19 protein-coding genes are annotated in these 21,430 nt (G+C 52.1%); 17 read left to right on the top strand and 2 right to left on the bottom strand.

Annotated features, from left to right (window positions below; translation table 11 throughout):
* Window positions 1-248: 248 nt before the first annotated feature.
* The 9 genes from hprK (at window position 249) to NFS35_RS09860 (ending at window position 8,495) form a co-directional block, all read left to right on the top strand.
* Window positions 249-1,187, top strand: a complete 939-nt coding sequence (gene hprK, locus NFS35_RS09820) for an HPr(Ser) kinase/phosphatase (protein WP_251206947.1) — start codon at window positions 249-251, stop codon at window positions 1,185-1,187.
* 62 nt (window positions 1,188-1,249) lie between these two features.
* Window positions 1,250-2,197, top strand: a complete 948-nt coding sequence (locus NFS35_RS09825; protein WP_251206948.1) for an ROK family glucokinase — start codon at window positions 1,250-1,252, stop codon at window positions 2,195-2,197.
* A gap of 43 nt (window positions 2,198-2,240) precedes the next feature.
* Complete coding sequence (gene murB, locus NFS35_RS09830) at window positions 2,241-3,149, top strand: UDP-N-acetylmuramate dehydrogenase (protein ID WP_251206949.1); 909 nt, start codon at window positions 2,241-2,243, stop codon at window positions 3,147-3,149.
* 107 nt (window positions 3,150-3,256) lie between these two features.
* On the top strand, window positions 3,257-4,123 hold the full coding sequence (gene rapZ / locus NFS35_RS09835) for an RNase adapter RapZ (protein ID WP_251206950.1): 867 nt from the start codon (window positions 3,257-3,259) through the stop codon (window positions 4,121-4,123).
* Between the two features lie 2 nt (window positions 4,124-4,125).
* Entirely contained in the window at window positions 4,126-5,007 is an 882-nt protein-coding gene (gene whiA, locus NFS35_RS09840; RefSeq protein WP_251206951.1) for a DNA-binding protein WhiA, read from the top strand.
* Between the two features lie 39 nt (window positions 5,008-5,046).
* A complete protein-coding gene (locus tag NFS35_RS09845; protein WP_251206952.1) occupies window positions 5,047-5,304 on the top strand; it encodes an HPr family phosphocarrier protein in 258 nt (85 codons plus the stop codon).
* A gap of 12 nt (window positions 5,305-5,316) precedes the next feature.
* Entirely contained in the window at window positions 5,317-6,228 is a 912-nt protein-coding gene (locus NFS35_RS09850; RefSeq protein WP_251206953.1) for a diacylglycerol/lipid kinase family protein, read from the top strand.
* Window positions 6,229-6,392: 164 nt separating this feature from the next.
* Window positions 6,393-7,256 (top strand): class II fructose-1,6-bisphosphate aldolase, encoded by an 864-nt coding sequence (gene fba / locus NFS35_RS09855; RefSeq protein WP_251206954.1) that lies wholly within the window; start codon window positions 6,393-6,395, stop codon window positions 7,254-7,256.
* A 357-nt stretch (window positions 7,257-7,613) separates the two neighbouring features.
* A complete protein-coding gene (locus tag NFS35_RS09860; protein WP_251206955.1) occupies window positions 7,614-8,495 on the top strand; it encodes a serine hydrolase domain-containing protein in 882 nt (293 codons plus the stop codon).
* 305 nt (window positions 8,496-8,800) lie between these two features.
* On the opposite strand, the gene NFS35_RS09865 is transcribed toward NFS35_RS09860, so the two are convergent.
* Window positions 8,801-9,991 (bottom strand): helix-turn-helix domain-containing protein, encoded by a 1,191-nt coding sequence (locus NFS35_RS09865; RefSeq protein WP_251206956.1) that lies wholly within the window; start codon window positions 9,989-9,991, stop codon window positions 8,801-8,803.
* A 294-nt stretch (window positions 9,992-10,285) separates the two neighbouring features.
* On the opposite strand from NFS35_RS09865, the gene NFS35_RS09870 reads away from it, so the two are divergent.
* From NFS35_RS09870 to NFS35_RS09900, 7 genes are all read left to right on the top strand, one after another.
* Window positions 10,286-12,055 carry an extracellular solute-binding protein gene (locus NFS35_RS09870; RefSeq protein WP_251206957.1) on the top strand — a complete coding sequence of 590 codons (1,770 nt, stop codon included), beginning with the start codon at window positions 10,286-10,288 and terminating at the stop codon, window positions 12,053-12,055.
* Between the two features lie 70 nt (window positions 12,056-12,125).
* On the top strand, window positions 12,126-13,067 hold the full coding sequence (locus NFS35_RS09875) for an ABC transporter permease (RefSeq protein ID WP_251206958.1): 942 nt from the start codon (window positions 12,126-12,128) through the stop codon (window positions 13,065-13,067).
* Between the two features lie 12 nt (window positions 13,068-13,079).
* A complete protein-coding gene (locus tag NFS35_RS09880) occupies window positions 13,080-13,967 on the top strand; it encodes a carbohydrate ABC transporter permease (RefSeq protein ID WP_251206959.1) in 888 nt (295 codons plus the stop codon).
* Between the two features lie 27 nt (window positions 13,968-13,994).
* On the top strand, window positions 13,995-15,482 hold the full coding sequence (locus NFS35_RS09885) for an alpha-N-arabinofuranosidase (RefSeq protein WP_251206960.1): 1,488 nt from the start codon (window positions 13,995-13,997) through the stop codon (window positions 15,480-15,482).
* A gap of 47 nt (window positions 15,483-15,529) precedes the next feature.
* The gene (locus NFS35_RS09890; RefSeq protein WP_251206961.1) at window positions 15,530-16,537 is read left to right on the top strand and encodes a LacI family DNA-binding transcriptional regulator; all 1,008 of its coding nucleotides are present in this window, start codon (window positions 15,530-15,532) and stop codon (window positions 16,535-16,537) included.
* A 13-nt stretch (window positions 16,538-16,550) separates the two neighbouring features.
* Window positions 16,551-17,396 carry a glycyl-radical enzyme activating protein gene (locus NFS35_RS09895; protein ID WP_251206962.1) on the top strand — a complete coding sequence of 282 codons (846 nt, stop codon included), beginning with the start codon at window positions 16,551-16,553 and terminating at the stop codon, window positions 17,394-17,396.
* Window positions 17,393-19,468 (top strand): pyruvate formate lyase family protein, encoded by a 2,076-nt coding sequence (locus tag NFS35_RS09900; RefSeq protein WP_251206963.1) that lies wholly within the window; start codon window positions 17,393-17,395, stop codon window positions 19,466-19,468. Before NFS35_RS09895 ends, NFS35_RS09900 begins: the two co-directional genes overlap by 4 nt.
* A 21-nt stretch (window positions 19,469-19,489) precedes the next feature.
* Here NFS35_RS09900 and NFS35_RS09905 read toward each other — a convergent pair whose 3' ends face one another.
* Window positions 19,490-20,011: a peptidylprolyl isomerase gene (locus NFS35_RS09905; protein WP_251206964.1), complete on the bottom strand. Its 522-nt coding sequence runs from the start codon at window positions 20,009-20,011 to the stop codon at window positions 19,490-19,492.
* Between the two features lie 183 nt (window positions 20,012-20,194).
* Here NFS35_RS09905 and NFS35_RS09910 point away from each other — a divergent pair, with 183 nt between their 5' ends.
* The gene (locus tag NFS35_RS09910; protein ID WP_251206965.1) at window positions 20,195-20,983 is read left to right on the top strand and encodes a GNAT family N-acetyltransferase; all 789 of its coding nucleotides are present in this window, start codon (window positions 20,195-20,197) and stop codon (window positions 20,981-20,983) included.
* Window positions 20,984-21,430 lie beyond the last annotated feature (447 nt).

Here is a 21,430-nt window from a genome sequence, read left to right on the forward strand (position 1 = left end):
AAAAGTTCTTGAAATCTTGACTGATAAAGAATTGCCAAATAATAGCTGTCGGTGAATTATATTGTTTTTGAAAGCTTGACAGTAGGGGAGAGCTGGCGGTTGTTGCATCGCCGCAATGATTCCTTTTGGCATTCTTTTTTATTTAGAACCTCTTCACATTATGTTTTTCTTGTGTTACAATCAAGATACTATAAAAGCCCAGCGCGGAAACGGATACAAAAGGAAGGAATCCGATTAGGAGACAAGCCATGGAAAGTGTCAGACTGACCCATCTTATCGAAAAAATGAAGCTGGAGAACCTTACGCCCCAGATCGACGTGTCGGATATCCGGCTCACCCAGCCCGAAATCAACCGCCCTGCCCTGCAGCTGACGGGCTATTTCGAGCATTTTGACGCCACAAGGCTCCAGATTATCGGCTTTGTGGAATACACCTACATGGAAGGCCTTTCCGACGCGAGAAAGCGGGAAATCTACAACGAATTCATGGAATATGATGTGTCGGCAGTAGTGTTCTGCCGGGAACTGAAGCCGGATTCCATTTTCCTGGAGGCGGCGGTTACCCACAAGATACCGGTTCTGTCTTCCAGGATGACCACGTCGAACTTCATGGCCGAGTCCATCAGGTGGCTGAACGTGAAGCTTGCCCCCTGCATCTCGGTCCACGGCGTGCTGGTGGATGTCTACGGAGAGGGACTGCTGATTACCGGCGAGAGCGGCATCGGCAAGTCCGAGGCGGCGCTGGAACTGATTCGGAGGGGACACCGCCTGGTGACGGACGATGTGGTGGAAATCAGGAAAGTCAGCGACGACACGCTCGTAGGCTCCGCCCCCGATATGCTGAAGCATCTGATCGAACTGCGGGGCATCGGCGTGGTGGACGTGAAAGCGCTGTTCGGCGCCTCCTCCGTGATGGACACCCAGAACATTGACCTTGTGATCCGTCTGGAGGACTGGGACAGGGACAAGGAATACGACAGACTTGGACTGGAAGAGAATTATACGGAATATCTGGGCAACAAGGTGGTGTGCTACAACATCCCCATCCGTCCGGGCCGGAATCTGGCGGTCATCTGTGAGTCCGCCGCCGTCAACCATCGCCAGAAGAAGATGGGCTACAATGCGGCGCAGGAACTTTACACCCGGGTGCAGAATTCTTTTGCGAAGAGCAGGGACGAGGATATGTAATCAGTCTTTACGAAACCGTAAAATACAGCAATAGCGAAAACCCATAGAAAGGATTGGAAACAATGAGCAAGTATGCATTTGGAGTGGACGTAGGAGGAACGAGCGTAAAACTGGGCCTGTTCGATGAGGAGGGGGCGGTTCTGGACAAGTGGGAGATTCCCACTGTGACGGAAAATCAGGGCGCTGCCATTCTGCCCGACATGGCGGAGAGCATCAGGGCCAAAATGGAGGAGAAGAGCCTGAAAGAGGCGGATGTGGCCGGAATCGGCATCGGTGTGCCGGGTCCCGTGGACCGCAATGGCCTGCTGGTGGGTCGGGCAGTGAACCTTGGCTGGGATTCCATTGACATACCGAAAGCTCTGAATGCATATATTAAGGTACCGGTAAAGGCTGCCAACGATGCCAATGTAGCCGCGTTCGGCGAACTGTGGCAGGGCGGCGGCAAGGGATATGAGAATATGGTGGCCGTGACATTGGGAACCGGCGTAGGCGGCGGCATCATCGTAGACGGCAGGCTGCTGGCGGGAGCCACAGGCGCCGGCGGGGAGATAGGACATCTTCATATACAGGACGGCGAGACGGAATCCTGCAACTGCAAGAATAAAGGCTGTCTGGAACAGTATGCCTCCGCTACAGGCATCGTGCGCCTGGCAAAGCGCCGCCTTGGGGAGGACGGGAAACCCAGCACCCTGCGTGAGGGCGAGATTACAGCCAAGACAGTGTTCGATGCGGTAAAGGCAGGGGATGGCGTGGCCATAGAGATTGCGGAGCGTTTCGGCGAATATCTGGGCAAAGGCCTTGCAATCGTGTCCGCGGTGGTGAATCCGGAAGTCTTCGTCATCGGCGGCGGCGTGTCCAAGGCAGGGGATATCCTGCTGACCTTTGTAGAGCCGAATTTCAGGAAATACGCATTCCCTCAGTGCAGAGAAGCGAAGTTCGTCCTGGCGAAGCTGGGGAATGACGCGGGTATCTACGGCGCAGCGGCTCTGATTCTTCGGAATAACGGATAACGCGGGCTATTGGGAAGTATATAGAAAAGGGAAGTCAATTTCAATGATCAGTGGAGCAGTGGTAGAAGCATTAGAAAGATACGTGCCCCGGGACAATATCCATTTGCAGGAGCCAATGGCAGGCCATACTACCTTTCGGATAGGGGGACCTGCCGATTGCTTTTTGCAGTTGGAGGACGAGGAACAGCTTAGGAAAGTGCGGCGGTATCTGGATCTGGCGGGCGTGCCGTTCTTTGTGCTGGGGAATGGGAGCAATCTGCTGGTGGACGATGCCGGCTATCGGGGCGTAGTCCTGCAGATCGGACAGAAGATGAGCGGCATTTCCGTGCGGGGATGCGATATCATAGCAAAGGCGGGAGCCACCTTAAGGCAGGTGGCGAATGCCGCCCTGGAGCACGGGCTGACAGGATTTGAATTCGCGGCGGGCATTCCCGGCACCGTAGGAGGCGGCGTGGTGATGAACGCCGGAGCCTATGGGGGAGAGATGAGTCAGGTGGTGACTCAGGTCTGCGTGGTGAGCAGAGAGGGCGAATCCATGGAGCTGGATAATGACACCATGGAGTTCGGCTACCGCACCAGCGTCATACGGAACAGCGCCTTTACGGTGACCCAGGTCACATTCCGTCTGGAGCCGGGCGATAAGGAGGCCATCCGGGCGAAAATGGAGGATTTGGCCGCAAGGCGGAGGGAGAAGCAGCCCCTGGAATACCCCAGCGCCGGCAGCACCTTCAAGCGGCCGGAGGGGCATTTTGCCGGAAAACTGATAATGGATGCGGGTTTTTCCGGATATCGGGTAGGCGGCGCGCAGGTATCGGAAAAGCATTGCGGCTTCGTGATAAATACCGGAAATGCTACCGCTGTGGACGTGCGGAAGCTTATCAGTGAGATACAGGAGCAGGTAAAGGAACGGTTCCGGGTGGACCTGGAGCCGGAAATCGTATTTCTGGGATAAAGATGCGCTTTTGGCTTTATGGGGCAGATAAGGACTGACGGAGATTCTGCCATGGCTTGCGGAGCGATTTGATATTCATAGTAGAGCAGGATGAAGGATACAGGATTATGAGATTCGTAGTAGTCACGGGGATGAGCGGCGGGGGGAAGAGCACCGCCCTGAAGATGCTGGAGGATGCAGGTTTTTACTGCGTGGACAATCTGCCGCTTTCGCTGGTGGAGAAATTCGCGGAGCTGGTCTCCATGCCCGGCAGCGAGGTGGGCAAGGTGGCCCTGGGGCTGGATGTGCGCTCCGGCCAGAACTTTGAGGATGCCACGAAAATCCTGGAGAAGCTCAAAGCATCCGGCTACAAGCTGGAGATTCTGTTCATGGACGCGGACGAGAGCGTCCTGATCAAAAGATATAAGGAGACCAGGCGGATTCATCCCCTTGCCATGGACAAGCGTGTGGAGGACGGTGTCAGAATCGAGCGCGGAGTACTTGAGAATATCAGAAGTCATGCCGATTATGTAATTGACACCTCGAATCTGCTGACCAGGGAGCTGAAAGAGGAGCTGGACCGCATCTTCGTGCAGAATGAGGGGTACAACAGCCTCATGGTGACAGTGATGTCATTTGGCTTCAAGCACGGCATTCCGGCAGACGCGGATTTGGTGCTGGATGTGCGTTTCCTGCCCAACCCTTTTTACATTGATGAACTGAAATGCAAGACAGGCAATGACAGAGAAGTGCAGGAATATGTCCTCAGTTTCCAGGAGGCGGAAATCTTCATGGAAAAACTCACGGACATGGTACAGTTTCTGATACCGAACTATGTGAAAGAAGGGAAGAACCGCCTGGTGGTGGCCATCGGCTGCACAGGGGGCAGGCACCGCAGCGTCACCCTTGCCAATGAACTGTACAGGAGTATAAAGGACAAGGGGAAGTATGGCTGCAAACTGTATCACAGGGATGTCGGCCAACAGGGGAAATAAAGATGTCGTTTTCAGGTGAAGTGAAACAGGAACTGGCAAAGCGGATCAGCCCGGCGAGGCATTGCCAGATAGCGGAGCTTGCGGCCCTCATGCATTTTTGCGGAGATTACGGGCAAATCGGGGAGAGTCAGGGCGGAAAGCCGGTGTTCACCCTTGGTTTTCAGACAGAAAATGAGGCCGTTGTCAGAAAAGGCTTTACATTGTTGAAAAAAACATATAATATAGAAACGGACAGGACATTGGAGGAGCAGGAGATACAGGGGCTGCTGGCAAAAATCGGAGGCCCCGGTGAGCCGGTGAATCCTCTTCTGATCAAGAATTCCTGCTGCAGGAGAGCATTCCTGCGGGGAGCGTTCCTGGCCGTGGGTTCCATGAGCAATCCGGCCAAGGGATACCATCTGGAATTCGACTGCGCCGATGAAGCAAAGGCGCTGTTTCTTCAGAAGCTGATCAGGAGCTTTGAGATTGAATCAAAGATCATTCTCAGGAAGAAATATCATGTGGTCTATTTAAAGGAAGGTTCCAGTATCGTGGATTTATTGAATGTCTGCGAGGCGCCGGTGTCCCTGATGAACCTGGAGAACATGAGAATCCTGAAAGAAATGCGAGGCGCCGTGAACCGGCGGGTGAACTGTGAGACCGCCAACATAGCAAAGACCGTGACCGCGGCGGCAAAGCAGGTGGAGGATATCGAATACTTAAGAAAGTATTACGGTTTCCAGAATCTGCCGGAAACCTTGCGGGAGATGGCAGAGATACGATTGGAATATCCGGACGCCCCGCTGAAGGAACTGGGAGGGTACTTTCATCCGCCTCTGGGAAAGTCCGGCGTAAACCATAGACTGCGCAAGCTCAGTGAGCTGGCGGAGCAGGCAAGGCCATAAGTAACTTAGAAACGGAACCAAAATCAGGAGGAGAATTTAATGAAAAAGAAAAATATCAGCATCAACCTGGAGGGAGAGCAGATGGCCAGGCATATCGCTATGTTAGTGCAGAAGGCCAGCAAGTATGAAAGCTCCATCTACATCCAGTCTGGTGACAAGAGGGTCAATGCCAAGAGCATCATGGGCATGATGACATTGGGGATGGATTTGAGCGACAGCCTGGAAGTCTCCGCCGAGGGCGATGACGAAGAGGTCGCCCTGGACGGAATCACCAGTTTCCTGACCGGCGAGGAATAAAGGCGGAGCCCTATGGATAAGAAGCTGCTTTTTGTATACAATCCCAAAGCCGGCAAGGCCCAGATAAAAAATAAGCTGGCGGATATACTGGATGTCTTTGCGAAGGAGGGGTATGAGATTACAGTGGCCCCTACTCAGAAAAAAGATGATGCAAGGAGCATTGTGGCGCACCGGCGGGAGGAGTATGAACTGGTGGTGTGCAGCGGCGGCGACGGCACCCTGGACGAGGTTGTCACGGGGATGATCGAGAGTGGTCTCCGCACGCCAATCGGCTATATCCCTGCGGGGAGCACCAACGATTTCGGAGGCAGCATCTCTCTGCCCAAGAATATGGTGCGGGCTGCTCAGATAGCGGTGAAAGGCAGGGATTACCAGTGCGACATCGGCACGTTTCAGGAGGATGATGCCAGGGACGTGTTCGTATACATCGCTGCTTTCGGACTTTTCACGGATGTATCCTATGAGACAGAGCAGGAGATGAAAAACGTGCTGGGCCATATGGCGTATCTGCTGGAGGGCATGAAGAGCCTGTCCTCAATACGCTCTTATCCCATGAAAGTGAGCTGGGACGGAAATGAACTGGAAGGCGACTTCATCTTCGGTATGATAACGAATTCCTTTTCCGTAGGAGGCTTTAGGAATATCACGGGCAAGAATGTGAAGCTGGACGACGGGGTGTTCGAGGTCACTTTGATCAAAAATCCCAGGAATCCCATAGAACTGAGCAATATCATGATATCCCTGCTGAACCGCGACATAGATACCAGCGCCATGTACTGCTTCCGCACTTCGGAGCTGACCCTGGAGTCAAGGGGGCCGGTGGCGTGGACGCTGGACGGCGAGAATGGCGGCAGCCATACAAAAGTGACCATACGGAATGTGCAAAAGGGAATCGATATCAGGGTAAAGCCCCTTCCGGAATAGAGAAAGCGAATCCGGCTATTCCAATTTATGGGATTATGTGATATAATAGCCTTATTCTTGGCAGGGAGCGGCCGGATGGCCATCCATCATGAGCGCTTCTGTGCTCAGGATATCATTTTCATATATCAGGGATAGCTGTAAATAAAAAATGGAGGTAAGTAATTATGTTAGTATCTGCAACAGAAATGTTGAAAAAGGCCAAAGCAGGCCACTATGCGGTAGGACAGTTCAACATCAATAACCTGGAGTGGACAAAGTCCATCCTGCTGACCGCAAAAGAGTGCAAGTCCCCCGTCATCCTGGGCGTATCCGAGGGCGCCGGCAAATACATGGGCGGCTACGATGTAGTCGTAGGCATGGTGAACGGCCTGCTGAAGGATTTGGACATCGACGTGCCCGTGGCCCTGCATCTGGATCACGGCTCCTATGAGCACTGCTATAAGTGCATCGAGGCCGGTTTCTCATCCGTCATGTTCGACGGTTCCCACTACCCCATCGAGGAGAACGTTGCAAAGACCACTGAGCTGGTAGCTGCGGCTCACGGCAAGGGCATCTCCATCGAGGCAGAGGTAGGCTCCATCGGCGGCGAGGAAGACGGTGTCGTAGGCATGGGCGAGTGCGCAGATCCCAAGGAGTGCAAGGCCATCGCTGACCTGGGCGTGGACTTCCTGGCGGCAGGCATCGGCAACATCCACGGCAAATATCCCGACAACTGGCAGGGACTGAGCTTCGAGACCCTGGATGCCGTACAGCAGCTCACCGGCGAGATGCCTCTGGTGCTCCACGGCGGCACAGGCATCCCCGCTGACATGATCAAGAAAGCCATCAGCCTCGGCGTGGCCAAAATCAACGTGAATACAGAGTGCCAGCTTGCGTTTGCTGCCGCTACCCGCAAGTACATCGAGGAGGGCAAGGATCAGCAGGGCAAGGGCTTCGATCCCCGTAAGCTTCTGGCTCCCGGCGCTGAAGCCATCAAGGCTACCGTGAAGGAGAAGATGGAGCTGTTCGGTTCTGTGGGAAAGGCCTGAATCGCGGATAGAAGTAAATGAGTAAATATAAGGAGCAGTCTCCGCCCGGTTGGGGAGGCTGCTTTTTTGTGCCACCGGCACGTTCATATTTTGTTTACAAATCATTCAATTAATCTTTGAATTATCATCATTCTTTAGACATTTCTTTTTACTATACTAATACTTGTAACAAGGCAGGTGCTACTGCCAGCCACAGCTTACTAAATAACTTTTTCATAATTATTGCCAGGGGGCGCGAGCTCCCTGGCATCCTCCCTTTTTAGGGAGATTCTCCCTTTTCAGGGGTAAATTCCAATTGGCAGGGACTTATTTTTATGGTACCATGAAAATAACAAAACAGAGAAAGCGAGGGAGAATATGGATTTTGAAAAATTTGTCCAGCGCGCGGGCAAGACAGGGATTCTGGGAGTGAAGGTCAGTCAGGGCGGCAGGGATTTGTGGAAACATCTCTGGGACGAGGAGTGCCGCCGTAATGTCTATTCCGCCAGCAAGAGTTTTACTTCGGCCGCGGTGGGGATAGCCGTCAGGGAGGGGTTGCTGTCCCTGGAGGAGAGGCTGGTGGAAGCCTTTTCGGAGGATCTGCCCCGGCAAGTAGGCGAGTACCTGGAAACAGCCACAGTGAGAGACCTCCTGACCATGTGCCTGGGACAGGAGCAGCCGCAGCTGATGGGCGCCCAGCGCCCGCTGTATGAACAGGAGGACTGGGTGAAGATGTCCCTGGCCTTTCCGTTTACCTGCCGCCCCGGGACGAAGTTCGTCTACAACAATGTAGGCCCGTATCTGGCTGGCGTACTGGTGCAGCGCCGGGCGGGGTGCGATTTGGTGTCCTATCTGATGCCGCGGCTTTTCCGGCCCCTGGGCATCCACCGCCCCACCTGGGAGACGGATCCGCTGGGATATACCTTTGGAGCCGGCGGACTGTTCCTGACATTGTCGGAGCTGCATAAGCTGGGGCTGCTGTATCTGCAGAAAGGCATGTGGGCCGGAAAGCAGGTGGTTCCGGCGGACTGGGTGGAGGAAAGCTTGAAGGCCCAGGTTCCCACTGGCCTGAAAGAGGATTACGGTTACGGATATCTGTTCTGGGGAGGGCCTTGCGGGTCTTTCAGGGCGGACGGCAAGTATTCCCAGCTCTCCATCATACTGCGGGACAAGGAGGCAGTGATTTCCACAGTGGCGGAATGCAGGGACGGGAAAGCCTTGATGGACGCGGTCTTCCAGGAGCTGTATCCCCGGCTGTGACCGGATGCGCGTACGAAAGGTTGCTGAAAATGAAAAAGCCCCTGAAAAGGGAGAATCTCCCTAAAAAGGGAGGATGCCAAGGAGCTTGCGCCCCTTGGCATTATTATGAAAAAGTTATTTAGTAAACAGTAACTGTGGCTGCCTTTTGTTTCTCTCAACCTCTTGCGATGTCGATGATTATAGTATAGGGGAGAGAGATGTCTAAACAATGATCATCAATTTAAGAATACTTGAATGATTTGTAAACAAAATGTGAATGATACATGCAGCAGGCACATAATGGTTTCCTGCGAAAGAGGAAACGCTCACCGGATGGCATTTGAAGAGAGGACGGCGGTTTTCTGGCGGAAGTTTTCCGGCGTTTCTCCGTAGGTGTCCCTGAATTTCTGGCAGAAATAGGAGACATTCCGAAAGCCCACTGTCTCTGCGACCAGATGGATTTTCATTTGCGTGGTGAGCAAAAACTCGCGGGCGCGCTTTAAGCGGTAATCGTTGAGATAGCGCATCACATTGCCGCCAGTCTCTTTTTTGAAGAGGGCGCACAGATAATTTGGCGTGATGTAGAAGTGTGCGGCAATATCATTAAGGGAAAGCTGCTCATCATAGTGCTGGCGGATGAACTGTTTGATTTTGTCGACCTTGAGACTGTCCGCAGAGACTTCTCCGGAGGCTGTTCCAGAGGAATCGGCAAGCACGCGGAGAAGTCTCAGAAGATCCGAAAGGCTGGCGGAATGAAAGATTTGATCTGTCAGCGCGTCCGTATCCGTTCCGGCACAGCCAGCCTCCAGCATAATCTTCGCCAGCTCCAGAAAGCAATATTTCATATAGATTATGGAATGTGTTTTTTTGTTTTTTCGCATGTCGTAGATTTCTTCCAGATGCGTGGAAAAGGAAATCAGGTCCGGAAGCGGGAGCTTTTCCAGATTTCGCCAGAAAGATGCGCCCGGCCCGCTGAAATACTCATTTTTGTTTTCTAACATCAGCATATGATAATAACTTTCAAGAAAGCCCCCATTTTCCTGAGGAAAATTTTGGTCGTGCAGGGCCAGCCACAGCAGATGGCTTTTTACAATGTAGGACTGCCGTATTCGGAACTGCTCCTGCTGCCGGGTTTCCGTCAAAAAAGAAAGAAGCCGCCGAATCGCGGAAGAGATTTCCCCCAAAGAGGCGGGTTTGACAAGATAATCCTGCACCCCGGCAAAAACTGCCTCCCGGACACATTCCGGATTGCGGAAATCGCTGCAGAGGATGATTCTGGTGCGGGGAGACAACTTGCGCACCTGTCGGGAAAGCACAATCTCTTCCTGGAAAGGCATTCCGATATCCGCAAACAGAATATCGAAAGGAGAGGCTCCGGCCTCATCCAGAATACGGGCAAGGGCTGTCTCCCCGGTGCGAACCGTGGTCGCAGCAAGGGGAAGAGAGTCTCTTCGGATTAGGGATAATATATTTTCGGTATCGTTAATGGAAGAACAAGCAATCAAAATCGTATACATGAATACTCCATTCTCTTTTGCATCTTTACACAGGTAATACCATAAGGGGAATTGGCAAAATGTTGAAAATAGCTTGCTGATTTTTTTGTTTCTTAATATATATTAACAATAAAACCCGATTGTTGCAAGTTTTTCTTTAAAGAAAAACAGAGTAATTTTTTGGCATGCATGATAATATATTGATATTTACAAATGGCTATGGAACGTGTTACATTAACGTTAAAGGAAATGGCGATGGTAGAAGCCGGTTTCTTTACATCACTCATTGCTACCAAAAGAAAAATGGAGGTTATTATGCAGAGAAAACGAGTTATGTCAATTCTTTTGTCGCTGGGACTGTTGGTTGGAGTTTTGGGCGGATGCGGCAACGACAGCACACAATCCGTGAACGAGGACGGCTCCGCGGGCGGAGCGGTGGTCGGGAAAGCCCCGATTGCATCGGAGAGCGAACCGGAAGGCACGGTGGAAGAAGCACAGGAACAGGCAGTGGATGAGCAAGGGGAGGCAGTAGACCCATATGGACCTGTCAGCGATGAGGTTACAGTGGTGCATGTGGGAAGATCGGAAAGCGCTAACGTATCCTACGATGAGGGAGATGATTCTCAAAATAATTATGTGACCAGATATCTGCAGGAAAAACTGAATGTAGAATATGTGTATGATTTTTCCGTGCCGGATGAAACTTATAATACAAAGGTGGCTATGTCGATTGCTTCCGGGGAGATGCCGGATGTCATGAATGTGAGCTATTCTCAGATGGTCCAGCTTGTGAATGCCGGAGCGCTGGAGGATATGACAGACGCGTTTCTTACCTATCGCTCCCCTGGTCTGAAACAGTGTTTTGATTCTACCAATGGCATAGCGGAAGGGCTGGTCACTTTCAACGGTAGGATGATGGCGATTCCGGATATCCAGCCCGGCATGGATACGACATCTCTCGTGTATATACGCGGAGACTGGATGGACGAGCTGGGCCTGGAAGCGCCCGAAACGCTGGATGACATTATGGATATTGCGAAAGCGTTTATGGAGAAAAATCCAGGCGGCAACGTAACGGACGGCATTGCGGTCTGCAAAGATTTCAATCAGGCCAATGGAGGTAATTTCCATCTGAATGGGGTGATCTGGTCCCAGAATGCGTATCCGGCTCTGTGGCTGGATCAGGGGGACGGTACTTATATCAGTGGATCTGTTGCCCCGGAAATGAAAGATGCGCTGGGCGTGATCCGCAAGATGGTGGAAGAAGGCATCATCGATCCCGCTTTTGTAGTGCGTGAAAGCGATCAGGCGCTGGAAATGGTCAGCACCGGTCAGGCGGGCATTTTCTTTGGCTCCTGGTGGTCCAGTCAGTGGCCTGTGGTCTCTTTGCTGGAAAATGCAGACGATTCCGTTCGCTGGGACTGCTTCCTGGCACCTTTTTCTGAAGAGGGAAAAGTGAACGTACAGAAAAAGAATCCTGCAACCACCTATATTGTTGTGAAAAAGGGCGTTTCCGAGGAAGTAAAGGAAGCGATTGTGAAGACCATCAACTATCAGTATGATTTGGATCAGGAACAGGCATGGGATATTCGGCCGAATGGCATGGATTCTCCGTTCTCCTGGCACTATTACCCAATCAACGTGCTACACTGCGATTATGACGCTAAGGAAAAGCAGATTCAGGCAGTCATGGATTGCATCGATGGCAAAGTGACGTTTGACGAGCTGAGTGGTGATGGCAAGACCTGGTATAACGGATATACTACGGTGGAAGAGGAGGGTTTCCGCAAGGCCGTGGAAACCAACATCTCGACTGCAAATGCCTGGGGCTGGGCGCGCGGCGCATGGGCAGTGCAGAGCCAGGCCGACAAGATGAACGACAAGTATTCCATATATTATGGGCAGACACCTTCCTCTCAGGAACTGAGCGGTCAGATTGGCACAATGCAGAGTGAATTCTTCCTGCAGGTGCTCAGCGGGGAAGTGCCGTTGGATGATTTTGACGACTATGTGAGCCGCTGGTATGAATTGGGTGGACAGACGATTACGGACGAAGTGAATGAAGCCGTCCGTGCGGCACAATAAGAAAAGAACCGGGCGGTCAGGAAATCGCCGACCGCCCGGTTTTCCATTATCAAGCGAATGGGGGAACAAAATGAAGAACTTAAAAAAAGTCAGGAGAAAAAAACCAGGTGGCAGAAAAGTGACGATCCGACAGACGTGGCAGTACCATCTGTTGATGCTGCCCGGCATTCTGGTGGTGTTTATCTATACGATTATCCCCTTTTTCGGAAATGTGATGGCGTTTCAAGACTTCCAGCCGATTCTTGGGTTTTTCAGATCCCGCTGGGTGGGGCTTGCCAATTTCAAAAGAGTCCTGCACATGCCGGATGCGGCGAGAATCTTTCGGAACTCACTGCAGATCGCGGTGGGCAAACTGGTGTTTTCCATGCTTTTGTCTATCTTCTTTGCGGTGCTGCTCAATGAGATTCGGCATGGGGGGTTTAAGAAAATAATTCAGACGATTTGTTTTCTGCCGCATTTCCTTTCCTGGGTCATCCTTGCGACAATATTCCGGAATCTTCTGGATGTCAACGGTATCGTGAACCAGTTGCTGACGAGCATCGGGATGATTAAAGAACCGATAATGTTCCTGGGATCCAACGACCTGTTCCAGGGAGTGTTGATTCTGACGGATGTGTGGAAAGGATTCGGATATGGCGCGATTATCTTTCTGGCTGCTCTAATGGGAATCAGCCCGGAACTGTATGAGGCGGCAGACATAGACGGGGCGGGAAGGTTTGCCAAAATCTGGCATATTACCTTGCCGGGCATCCGGACTACTGTGGTGTTGGTTGGAACTCTGAATATTGCTAATATACTGAACGCCGGCTTCGACCAGGTCTATAATCTCTACAGTCCGATTGTCTACAGGAGCGGGGACATCATTGATACCTATGTATACAGGATGAGCTTTTTGAGCGCGCAGTATTCGCTGGCAACGGCAATCGGCCTGATGAAATCGGTAATCAGTTTCGTGCTTATCGTAACGGCGCACAGTCTTGCGAAAAAGTTTGCCAATTACCGGATTTTTTAAGGAGGTGTACGGATGAAAAAATATAAATCGTGGAAGAGCCGCCTTTTTGATGCCGTTGTCGTGTTGCTTCTGATTATTCTGGGGCTAAGCTGTCTCATCCCGCTTCTGCATGTGCTGGCGCTGTCTTTGAGCAGCAAAAATGCCGCCATTTCCGGCAAGGTCTATTTGTGGCCGGTGGAGCTGACATTTACGCCATATAAAATGCTGGTTACAGACAACCGCTATCTGCGGGCGCTGGCGATTTCCTTTAAAAGAGTCTTTCTGGGAGGGGCCATTAATCTGGTCATGACAGTGATTACCGCTTTCGCCATGTCGCAGGAGGAAAAGGATTTTCCGGCAAGAAAGTATTATATGTGGGTCTTACTGTTTGCCATGCTGTTTGGTGCGAACATGGTTCCCTGGTATTTCATGATTAGGGCGACAGGTCTGATGAATACTATCTGGGCGCTGATTATCCCAGGCGCGCTGCCTATCTATAATGCGGTGCTGGTGATGAATTTCTTCCGGAATCTTCCCAGGGAAATCAAGGAGTCAGCGCTTTTGGACGGCGTGAGCCCGGTGCAGATGCTGGTGAGGATTTATCTGCCGCTGTCGCTGCCTGCGCTTGCAACAGTCACGGTATTTTCCGTTGTGGGACACTGGAACGATTTCTTTAACGGTATGCTGCTGATTAATTCGCCGCAGAAAGTGCCGCTGCAGACATATATACAGAGCCTGACAGTCAATACGATGGAAACCTCCAATACATCCCTGACACCGGAGGAACTGGCTGCGTTAAGTTCGCTGAAAACTTTCAATGCGGCTAAAATTATCGTGGCTGCGCTGCCGATTGTCGTTTTTTATCCCTTTATGCAAAAGTTTTTTGTATCGGGCTTGACTTTGGGTTCGGTAAAAGAATAATATTATATCATATTAAGGAGAAAAGCTATGGAAAAATTGTACCTGATGTTCCCGGAAGAGCTGGGAAAAATTGCCCCGGAGGTGTACGGACACTTTTCGGAACACATCGGCGGTGTCATATACGACGGCATCTGGGTGGGGAAGGATTCCGCGGTGGAAAACGTGCATGGTTTCCGCAAATTCCTGATTGACAAATTCGCGGCAATTCATCCTCCGGTGCTGCGCTGGCCTGGCGGGTGCTTTGCGGAGACATATGACTGGCGCGATGGCATCGGGAAAGAACGCCCTGTCCGTCCGAACTGGTGGACCAGAAATGACAACCGCTATGAATCCAATGAGGTCGGTACTCATGAATTCATGGATTTCTGTGAGCTGGTGGGGACAAAGCCCTATGTGGCGGCAAACCTGACTTCTGTCACGCCGCTGCATGTGCGGGACTGGATTGATTACTGCAATTCTCCGGAAGGTACGACATCTTACGCAAAAGAGCGTGCCGAAAACGGACATCCTGCCCCTTTCGATGTGAAATATTGGGGAATCGGAAATGAGAACTGGGGCGGAGGAGGCAATATGACGCCGGAATATTATGCGATGGAATACCGGCGTTTCTCTGCGCTGGCGGACAATCTGCCGGGAGATAAGGTTCTGATTGCCTGCGGGCCGAATGCCGCGGATTACGGATGGACGAAAGGCTTCATGGAGAGCATGGCGAATTCCGAGAAACATATGCAGGGTCTCTCTCTTCATTACTATTGTGCGTTCGCCGGAAATCCGGTGGCTTTTTCTCGGGATGAATGGTATCAGCAGTTGCAGCAGGCGCTGTGGATGGAGGATATCCTGAAACGCCACTGGAGCATTATCGAGGGCTATGGAATGCAGGCATGGTCGAAGCTTGTCATCGATGAGTGGGGCTGCTGGCATCCGGACGGGTCCGGCCCGAGCAAGGGATATAATCTGTTTGAACAACAGAGCACCATGCGGGATGCCATGGTCACAGCGCTGACGCTGAACATTTTCAATAATCACTGCGACAAGATTATGATGGCGAATGTGGCGCAGCTTGTCAACAACCTGCATGCGCTGTTTTTGGCGGGTGGGGAGAATTGTATCGTGACCCCCACCTATCATGTCTTCGATATGTATAAGGGCCATCAGGGCGCAACGGCGATTCGTACGGCGGTGAAGCGGCAGAAGGTGGCGTTTACCGACAAGCAAGGCCGGGAGGCAGGGATTGACAATCTGTCCGTATCCGCATCCTACAAAGACGGCACCGCGACGATTACCATCGCGAATCTGTCAGCGGAAGATGACAGCAGCCTTTTGCTCACGCCCATAGGGCAGCAACTTTGCGATGCCGCGAAGATGCAGATTCTTGCGGAAGAGGATTATCACGCGCATAACACCTTTGAGGAGCCGGAGCGTGTGCTGCTGAAGACGCAGACCGTTGACCTGAGAGAGGAAATCGTGATTCCCAGAGCCGGCATGGTCAGCATCGAGGCGAAAATCAGGGAGTGAGCCCAAAGGGATTCTTACAGTACAGAAGCGAGAGGGAGGATAAGTCTGTGGCACAGAAAAAACCGACTGTTACCCTGAAAGACATTGCGGAGCAGACCGGCTACAGCATCAACACGGTATCCAGAGCCTTGCGGGACAAGGCGGATATTGCGGATGCGACCCGGCAGAAAATCAAAAAAGTGGCTGCTGAAATGGGGCATGTGAACAATATGCTGGCGGCATCCCTGCGTTTAGGGTATACAAATACGGTGGCGGTGATTCTGGGCGATATCTCCAACCCGCATTTTGCAATCATGATGAAAGAGATAGAGGTGCATGCCAGAGGGTATGGCTACAACTCTATACTGTATAATACGAACGAGGACGAAGCGCTGGAGCTGGAGGCAATCCGCTCCGCGCTGAACAAGAATGTGGACGGCATCATTATCTGTCCTGCCCAGAAAACCAGGGAAAATCTGAAGTATCTGGAAAGCACGGGGGTGCCTTTCGTGCTGATCGGGCGGCGGGACGAGGCATACAGCTATGTGGTCTGCAATGATGAAATGGGAGGATTCCTCGCTACGGCGGCGTTGATTTCCGCCGGGCATAAGGATATTCTGCTGCTACACGGCGCCATGTACATATCCAGTGCCAGAGAGCGCCTGGCGGGCTATCGGCGGGCATATGCCCAGTCGGGGCTTAAGGTGCCGGAAAGGCTGATTCGGGAAGTACCGGTCACGGCAAACGGCTGCAGCGCTGTGCTGGAGCAGCTGAAAGAGGAGGAGATAACCTTTACTGCAATATTTGCTTTCAGCGATATGCTGGCCTGGGAGGCGTGGAGCTGCCTGATGCGCAGGGATGTCCGGGTGCCTCAGGACTGCTCGCTGATTGGCTTTGACCATATTCAATCCAGACTGAACCTGCCCTTTTCCCTGACATCTGTCAGCAGCTATAAAGGGAGAATGTCCACGGCGGCCGTGGATTTCCTGGTGCGGCAGATGCAGGGGAACAGCGCAAAGGAACAGCTTGTGATCGATACCGCGCTGGCAGTGGGGCAGACTGTGATGACGCTATGACAGGAGTGGATAAATGCAGACGGGAGTCATTTTTGACTGTAAGGAGTTTGCCGTTTTTGATGGCCCCGGGATGCGGCAGACTTATTTTTTGAAAGGGTGTCCGTTGCGCTGCAGCTGGTGCCATAATCCGGAGGGGCTGTGCAGGCAGCCGCAGCTGATGGTGAGCAAGGCCTCCTGCACGGATTGCGGGCGCTGCAGGCGGGTGTGCACTCATGAGACCTGTGTCGCCTGCGGAGCCTGTGTGCCGGTATGTCCTTTGCATCTGCGCAAAATATCAGGGGAAAACGTGACGGCAGAGGAACTGGCAGAGAGAATCAGAAAGGATGGGGATTATTATGCCCGGTATGGGGGCGGAGTCACCTTTTCGGGCGGAGAACCGTTGATGCAGGCGGATTTTCTGCTGGAAGTGCTGCAAAGGGTGCAAGGCATCCATCGCGCAATCGAAACGTCAGGATACTGTGAGCCTGCGGTCTTCGAGGCCGTATTATCGGAATTGGAATATGTGATGATGGATATCAAGATGTTCGATGGAGAGCTGCACAGGCGGTATACTGGTGTCGATAATGCGTGGATTCTTCAAAACGCGGAGCAGCTATGTGAGGGAGGCAGACCTTTCGTCATCCGGATTCCGGTGATTCCGGGGGTGAACGACACGGAGGACAATTATCGGAGGACAGCGGCATTTCTGACGGGTGCAAAGGCTCTTTTGCGGGTGGAATTTCTGCCCTACCATAAAACCGCAGGCGCCAAATACAGTATGGCAGGCATGCAGTACAGGCCTGATTTTGATCCAGAGAAAAGTATCTTTATTTCTCAGAAAATATTTGAGGAGTATGGGATAAGGAGCGAGGTGTTATGAGAGAACGGATTCGGAATATGATAGATTTTTTTGTGGTACAAAAGGGGCAGCGGGCATATTGGCAGCCGGAAGAGGATGTGTACCGGCTGGCGAAGGATTTTGCGGAGGCACAGATGCCGGCGATGGATCGTTCTGCCCTGCGCCTCAGAAATGTGCTGGACCGGGAGGAGCCGGTGGTATTTCGGGATGAGCGGATTGCGTTTACCAGGACTGTGCAGACCGTTCCGGCCATATTTCTGGAGGAAGAGCTGGAGGAGCTTAAAAGAAGCCGTTGGATTCACGAAAGAGGGGATGTGTGCAACATCAGTGTGGACTATACGCGGCTTTTGAATATCGGGCTGGTTCCGAAAAGGGAAGAGCTGATGGCGCGTATGCAAAGATGGGAAAAAGAAGGAAACATGGAAAAGGCGCACTACTGCAGTCTGCAAATCGGGATTCTGGACAGTGTGCTGGCTCTGGCGGAGCGCTATCGGAAAAAGGCAGTGCAGATGGGTAATGAAACGGTTGCCCGGACGCTTGCGCGTGTACCGGCATACGCGCCGGAAAGCTTTCTGGAAGCGCTGCAGATGTTTCGGATTCTGCATTTTGTAATGTGGTGCGGCGGAAATTATCACAACACAGTGGGGCGTTTTGACCAGTATATGTACCCTTACTTCCGGCGGGATATGGACAGGGGAATTTATGATGAAGAGAGCGCGCTGGAGCTGATTGAGGAATTCTTTTTGAGCTTCAACCGGGACAGCGGTCTTTATCCCGGTATGCAGCAGGGGGATAACGGGCAGAGCATGGTGCTGGGAGGACTGAACGAGGACGGCAGCGACAGCTATAATCCGCTTTCCGAACTGTGCCTGCATGCCAGTCTGGAGCTAAAGCTGATTGACCCGAAGATTAACCTGCGCGTGCATAAAAACACGCCAATAGAAACTTATATACTGGGAAGCCGGCTGACGAAGCAGGGGCTGGGATTTCCGCAGTATTCCAACGATGATGTCGTGATACCGGGGCTTCTGGATCTGGGGTACGAAAAAAAGGATGCTTACAATTATGTAGTGGCGGCATGCTGGGAATTCATCATTCCGGGAAATGCCATGGACATTCCGAATATCGAAGCGCTTTCCTTTTCACGGGCACTGTCCGAAGCGGTGGAGCAAAAACTTCCGCAATGCGAAACCTTTGAAGCGTTTTATGGGCATGTAAGGAGCAATATATACAGCCAGGCAGATGAGCTGTGTGAAAAAGTGAAAAATGTATACCTGTTTCCCGCTCCCTTTATATCGCTGATGATGGAGGGATGTGAGGAAGATGCTACGGATATTTCGGAGGGCTGTAAGTATAATAATTACGGTTTTCACGGAACGGGCATCGCGACTGCCGCAGATTCCCTGGCGGCAATCAAAAAGATTGTTTTTGAGGAGAAAAAGATAGGCGCCGAAGAGCTAAAACGCGCGCTGGAAAAGGATTTTGAAGGGGATGAGCAGCTTTGCAGCTTTCTGAGATGGGAAACTCCCAAAATGGGAAATAACGATGACTATGTGGACGAATTTGCCTGTAGGCTGCTGAATGATTTCGCGGACGCGTTAGCAGGCAGGAAAAATGACAGAGGCGGTATATTCCGTGCCGGAACAGGTTCTGCAATGTATTATGTCTGGCATACGAAAGATATACCGGCTACGCCGGACGGACGGCACAGGGGGGAAGGGCTTGGCTGTAATTATTCTCCCAGCCTGTTTTCGCGCTGCAAGGGTCCGGTTTCCATCGTGCAGTCCTTTTCCAAGCCGGATTTGCGCCGTGCCATCAACGGCGGGCCGCTGACGCTGGAATTGCATGATACAGTCTTCCGCACGGCAGAGAGCGTGGAGAAAGTCGCCATGCTGGTGAAGTCTTTCATGGACATGGGCGGGCATCAGCTGCAGCTGAATGCGGTGAATCGGGATACCATGCTGGATGCGCAGAAGCATCCGGAGAACTACAGGAATCTAATCGTGCGGGTCTGGGGCTGGAGCGGCTATTTCGTAGAGCTTGACAAAGAGTATCAGGATCATATCATTCGCCGCATGGAACTGGCGGTGTGAGATTAATCCCGGGGCGATGCTTTAGCATCGCTCCGGTTCGGGATATTCCACCCCAAAAGTCTCTACCGTGACGCTGCCCATCATCTGCTTTTCCAGGGGCCTGTCCGAAGAATCGGTAGCGGTCTCGGCGATGCGGTTCACCACATCCATCCCCTCAATCACTTTCCCGAAAGCGGCATAACCGCCGTCCAGATGGGGCGCGTTCTTGTGCATGATGAAGAACTGGCTTCCCGCGGAGTCCGGCTGCATGGACCTTGCCATGGACAGCACGCCCTCTGTGTGCTTCAGGTCATTGGCCACGCCGTTCTGGGCGAACTCACCCTTGATGGAATAGCCGGGACCTCCCATGCCTGTGCCGTCGGGACAGCCGCCCTGAATCATGAAGCCCCTGATGACCCTGTGGAAAATCAGGCCGTCATAGAATTTTTTGTTGACAAGGCTGATGAAATTGTTCACGGAGACAGGAGCGGTCTCGGGATACAACTCCAGGCGGATTACGCCTCCGTCTTCCATGGTGATCGTTACAATCGGATTTTTTGCCATAATCTGTTATCCTTTCTTATTGAAATGGTGTATAATACTAGATGATAGAATTCTCTCCTGGATTCTATACTATGGATATACCTAACTTATTGTACCCGAAAAGAGGGATATCGTAAAGAAGAAAATCCAAGCTGCATAAAGTTTTTGCCTGGCAATGCCGCGCAGGCTGTATTTGGGGGGGATATGAGTTATTGTAAGGAGATAGTGGTAGATACAGAAGGGCGCAGGGGCATCCTGTACCTGACGGACGACGGGCAGAGGGCCCGGGGGCTGCAGGCGGCAGGGGAGGCGGTGCTCGTCCATCTGCACCCGGGCAACAGGGAACAGGATTTTTCGGGGTTCCTGTTCGCGGTGGAGGATCCGGAGGATTTGGAACCGGAATATATAGAGCGGGTCTACCGGCGGCTGAAAGGCCTGCCATGGAACATACTGCGCACGGCCAGATGCCTGATTCGGGAGACCGTGCCCGGGGACGTGGACGATTTCTACCGGATTTACAGCCATCCGGCCATCACGGAATATATGGAGGGGCTGTACCCGGATGTGGAGGAAGAGAAAGCGTATGTCCGGGAATACATTGACAAAGTCTACACTTTCTTCGGCTTCGGCGTCTGGACTGTGGTAGAGCAGGTTTCCGGCGAAGTCATCGGCAGGGCAGGACTCTCCTACAGAGAGGGCTTCGACGAGCCGGAACTGGGCTTCATCATCGGCGTGCCCTGGCAGCGCAGAGGGTATGCGGAGGAGGTCTGCAGGGCCGTCCTCGCCTACGGCTGGAGCGCCCTGGAGTTTGAACGGATACAGGCGCTTGTGGAGGTGGAGAACATACCGTCCCTGAATCTTTGCGAAAAACTGGGATTTCACAGGGACGCCCGCCTGACGCTGGAGGGCAGGGAGTACTATCGTCTCCTCATTGAAAAAGATAAAACGAAAAAATCACAAAATTTACTGCCCGGCCAAAGGAACATGGGCTGAAAATGGAAAAGTCTTTTCCGGTGTCAGTACCGCCAGTGAAAAATACTGTACAAAACCGACAGAATCCGGCCTTCTTTACAGGACAAATCCACGATTTTTTGTGCATGTTGTGGAAAGACGGCAAGCTGACAGTTGGAAAAATCTGTTGACAGAAAAAGGCCGGAATGCTATACTCTCATTTGTAAAGCAAAGGCGCTATGGGAAATCCGTAGCGCCTTTTGTCGTGGCAGTCCGGAAAGCATGTGTAGGAAACGAATTGCCAATCATATTCAGACGGAATACCGAAAGACGGTTTTTCCGTTGTCTACTCGTTTCTGTATGGTAAGTCAACGGCAGGAAAGGTCAACAGGTTGTCTGTGCCGTCAAAAACAGCGATGCAAAGGGGCTTCGTAGTCTCTTTCGCATCGCTGTTTTACTTTATGACAGTTCATGGCAATAAAAGACTCA

Origin of the sequence: Acetatifactor aquisgranensis (assembly GCF_943193215.1) — a bacterium.
GTDB classification, from domain to species: Bacteria; Bacillota; Clostridia; order Lachnospirales; family Lachnospiraceae; genus Acetatifactor; species Acetatifactor aquisgranensis.

What these genes read in the sequence shown, in the direction of transcription:
- hprK (WP_251206947.1), top strand. Translation starts at nt 249, where the DNA reads ATGGAAAGTGTCAGACTGACCCATCTTATCGAAAAAATGAAGCTGGAG.
- NFS35_RS09825 (WP_251206948.1), top strand. Translation starts at nt 1,250, where the DNA reads ATGAGCAAGTATGCATTTGGAGTGGACGTAGGAGGAACGAGCGTAAAA.
- murB (WP_251206949.1), top strand. Translation starts at nt 2,241, where the DNA reads ATGATCAGTGGAGCAGTGGTAGAAGCATTAGAAAGATACGTGCCCCGG.
- rapZ (WP_251206950.1), top strand. Translation starts at nt 3,257, where the DNA reads ATGAGATTCGTAGTAGTCACGGGGATGAGCGGCGGGGGGAAGAGCACC.
- whiA (WP_251206951.1), top strand. Translation starts at nt 4,126, where the DNA reads ATGTCGTTTTCAGGTGAAGTGAAACAGGAACTGGCAAAGCGGATCAGC.
- NFS35_RS09845 (WP_251206952.1), top strand. Translation starts at nt 5,047, where the DNA reads ATGAAAAAGAAAAATATCAGCATCAACCTGGAGGGAGAGCAGATGGCC.
- NFS35_RS09850 (WP_251206953.1), top strand. Translation starts at nt 5,317, where the DNA reads ATGGATAAGAAGCTGCTTTTTGTATACAATCCCAAAGCCGGCAAGGCC.
- fba (WP_251206954.1), top strand. Translation starts at nt 6,393, where the DNA reads ATGTTAGTATCTGCAACAGAAATGTTGAAAAAGGCCAAAGCAGGCCAC.
- NFS35_RS09860 (WP_251206955.1), top strand. Translation starts at nt 7,614, where the DNA reads ATGGATTTTGAAAAATTTGTCCAGCGCGCGGGCAAGACAGGGATTCTG.
- NFS35_RS09865 (WP_251206956.1), bottom strand. Translation starts at nt 9,991, where the DNA reads ATGTATACGATTTTGATTGCTTGTTCTTCCATTAACGATACCGAAAAT.
- NFS35_RS09870 (WP_251206957.1), top strand. Translation starts at nt 10,286, where the DNA reads ATGCAGAGAAAACGAGTTATGTCAATTCTTTTGTCGCTGGGACTGTTG.
- NFS35_RS09875 (WP_251206958.1), top strand. Translation starts at nt 12,126, where the DNA reads ATGAAGAACTTAAAAAAAGTCAGGAGAAAAAAACCAGGTGGCAGAAAA.
- NFS35_RS09880 (WP_251206959.1), top strand. Translation starts at nt 13,080, where the DNA reads ATGAAAAAATATAAATCGTGGAAGAGCCGCCTTTTTGATGCCGTTGTC.
- NFS35_RS09885 (WP_251206960.1), top strand. Translation starts at nt 13,995, where the DNA reads ATGGAAAAATTGTACCTGATGTTCCCGGAAGAGCTGGGAAAAATTGCC.
- NFS35_RS09895 (WP_251206962.1), top strand. Translation starts at nt 16,551, where the DNA reads ATGCAGACGGGAGTCATTTTTGACTGTAAGGAGTTTGCCGTTTTTGAT.
- NFS35_RS09900 (WP_251206963.1), top strand. Translation starts at nt 17,393, where the DNA reads ATGAGAGAACGGATTCGGAATATGATAGATTTTTTTGTGGTACAAAAG.
- NFS35_RS09905 (WP_251206964.1), bottom strand. Translation starts at nt 20,011, where the DNA reads ATGGCAAAAAATCCGATTGTAACGATCACCATGGAAGACGGAGGCGTA.
- NFS35_RS09910 (WP_251206965.1), top strand. Translation starts at nt 20,195, where the DNA reads ATGAGTTATTGTAAGGAGATAGTGGTAGATACAGAAGGGCGCAGGGGC.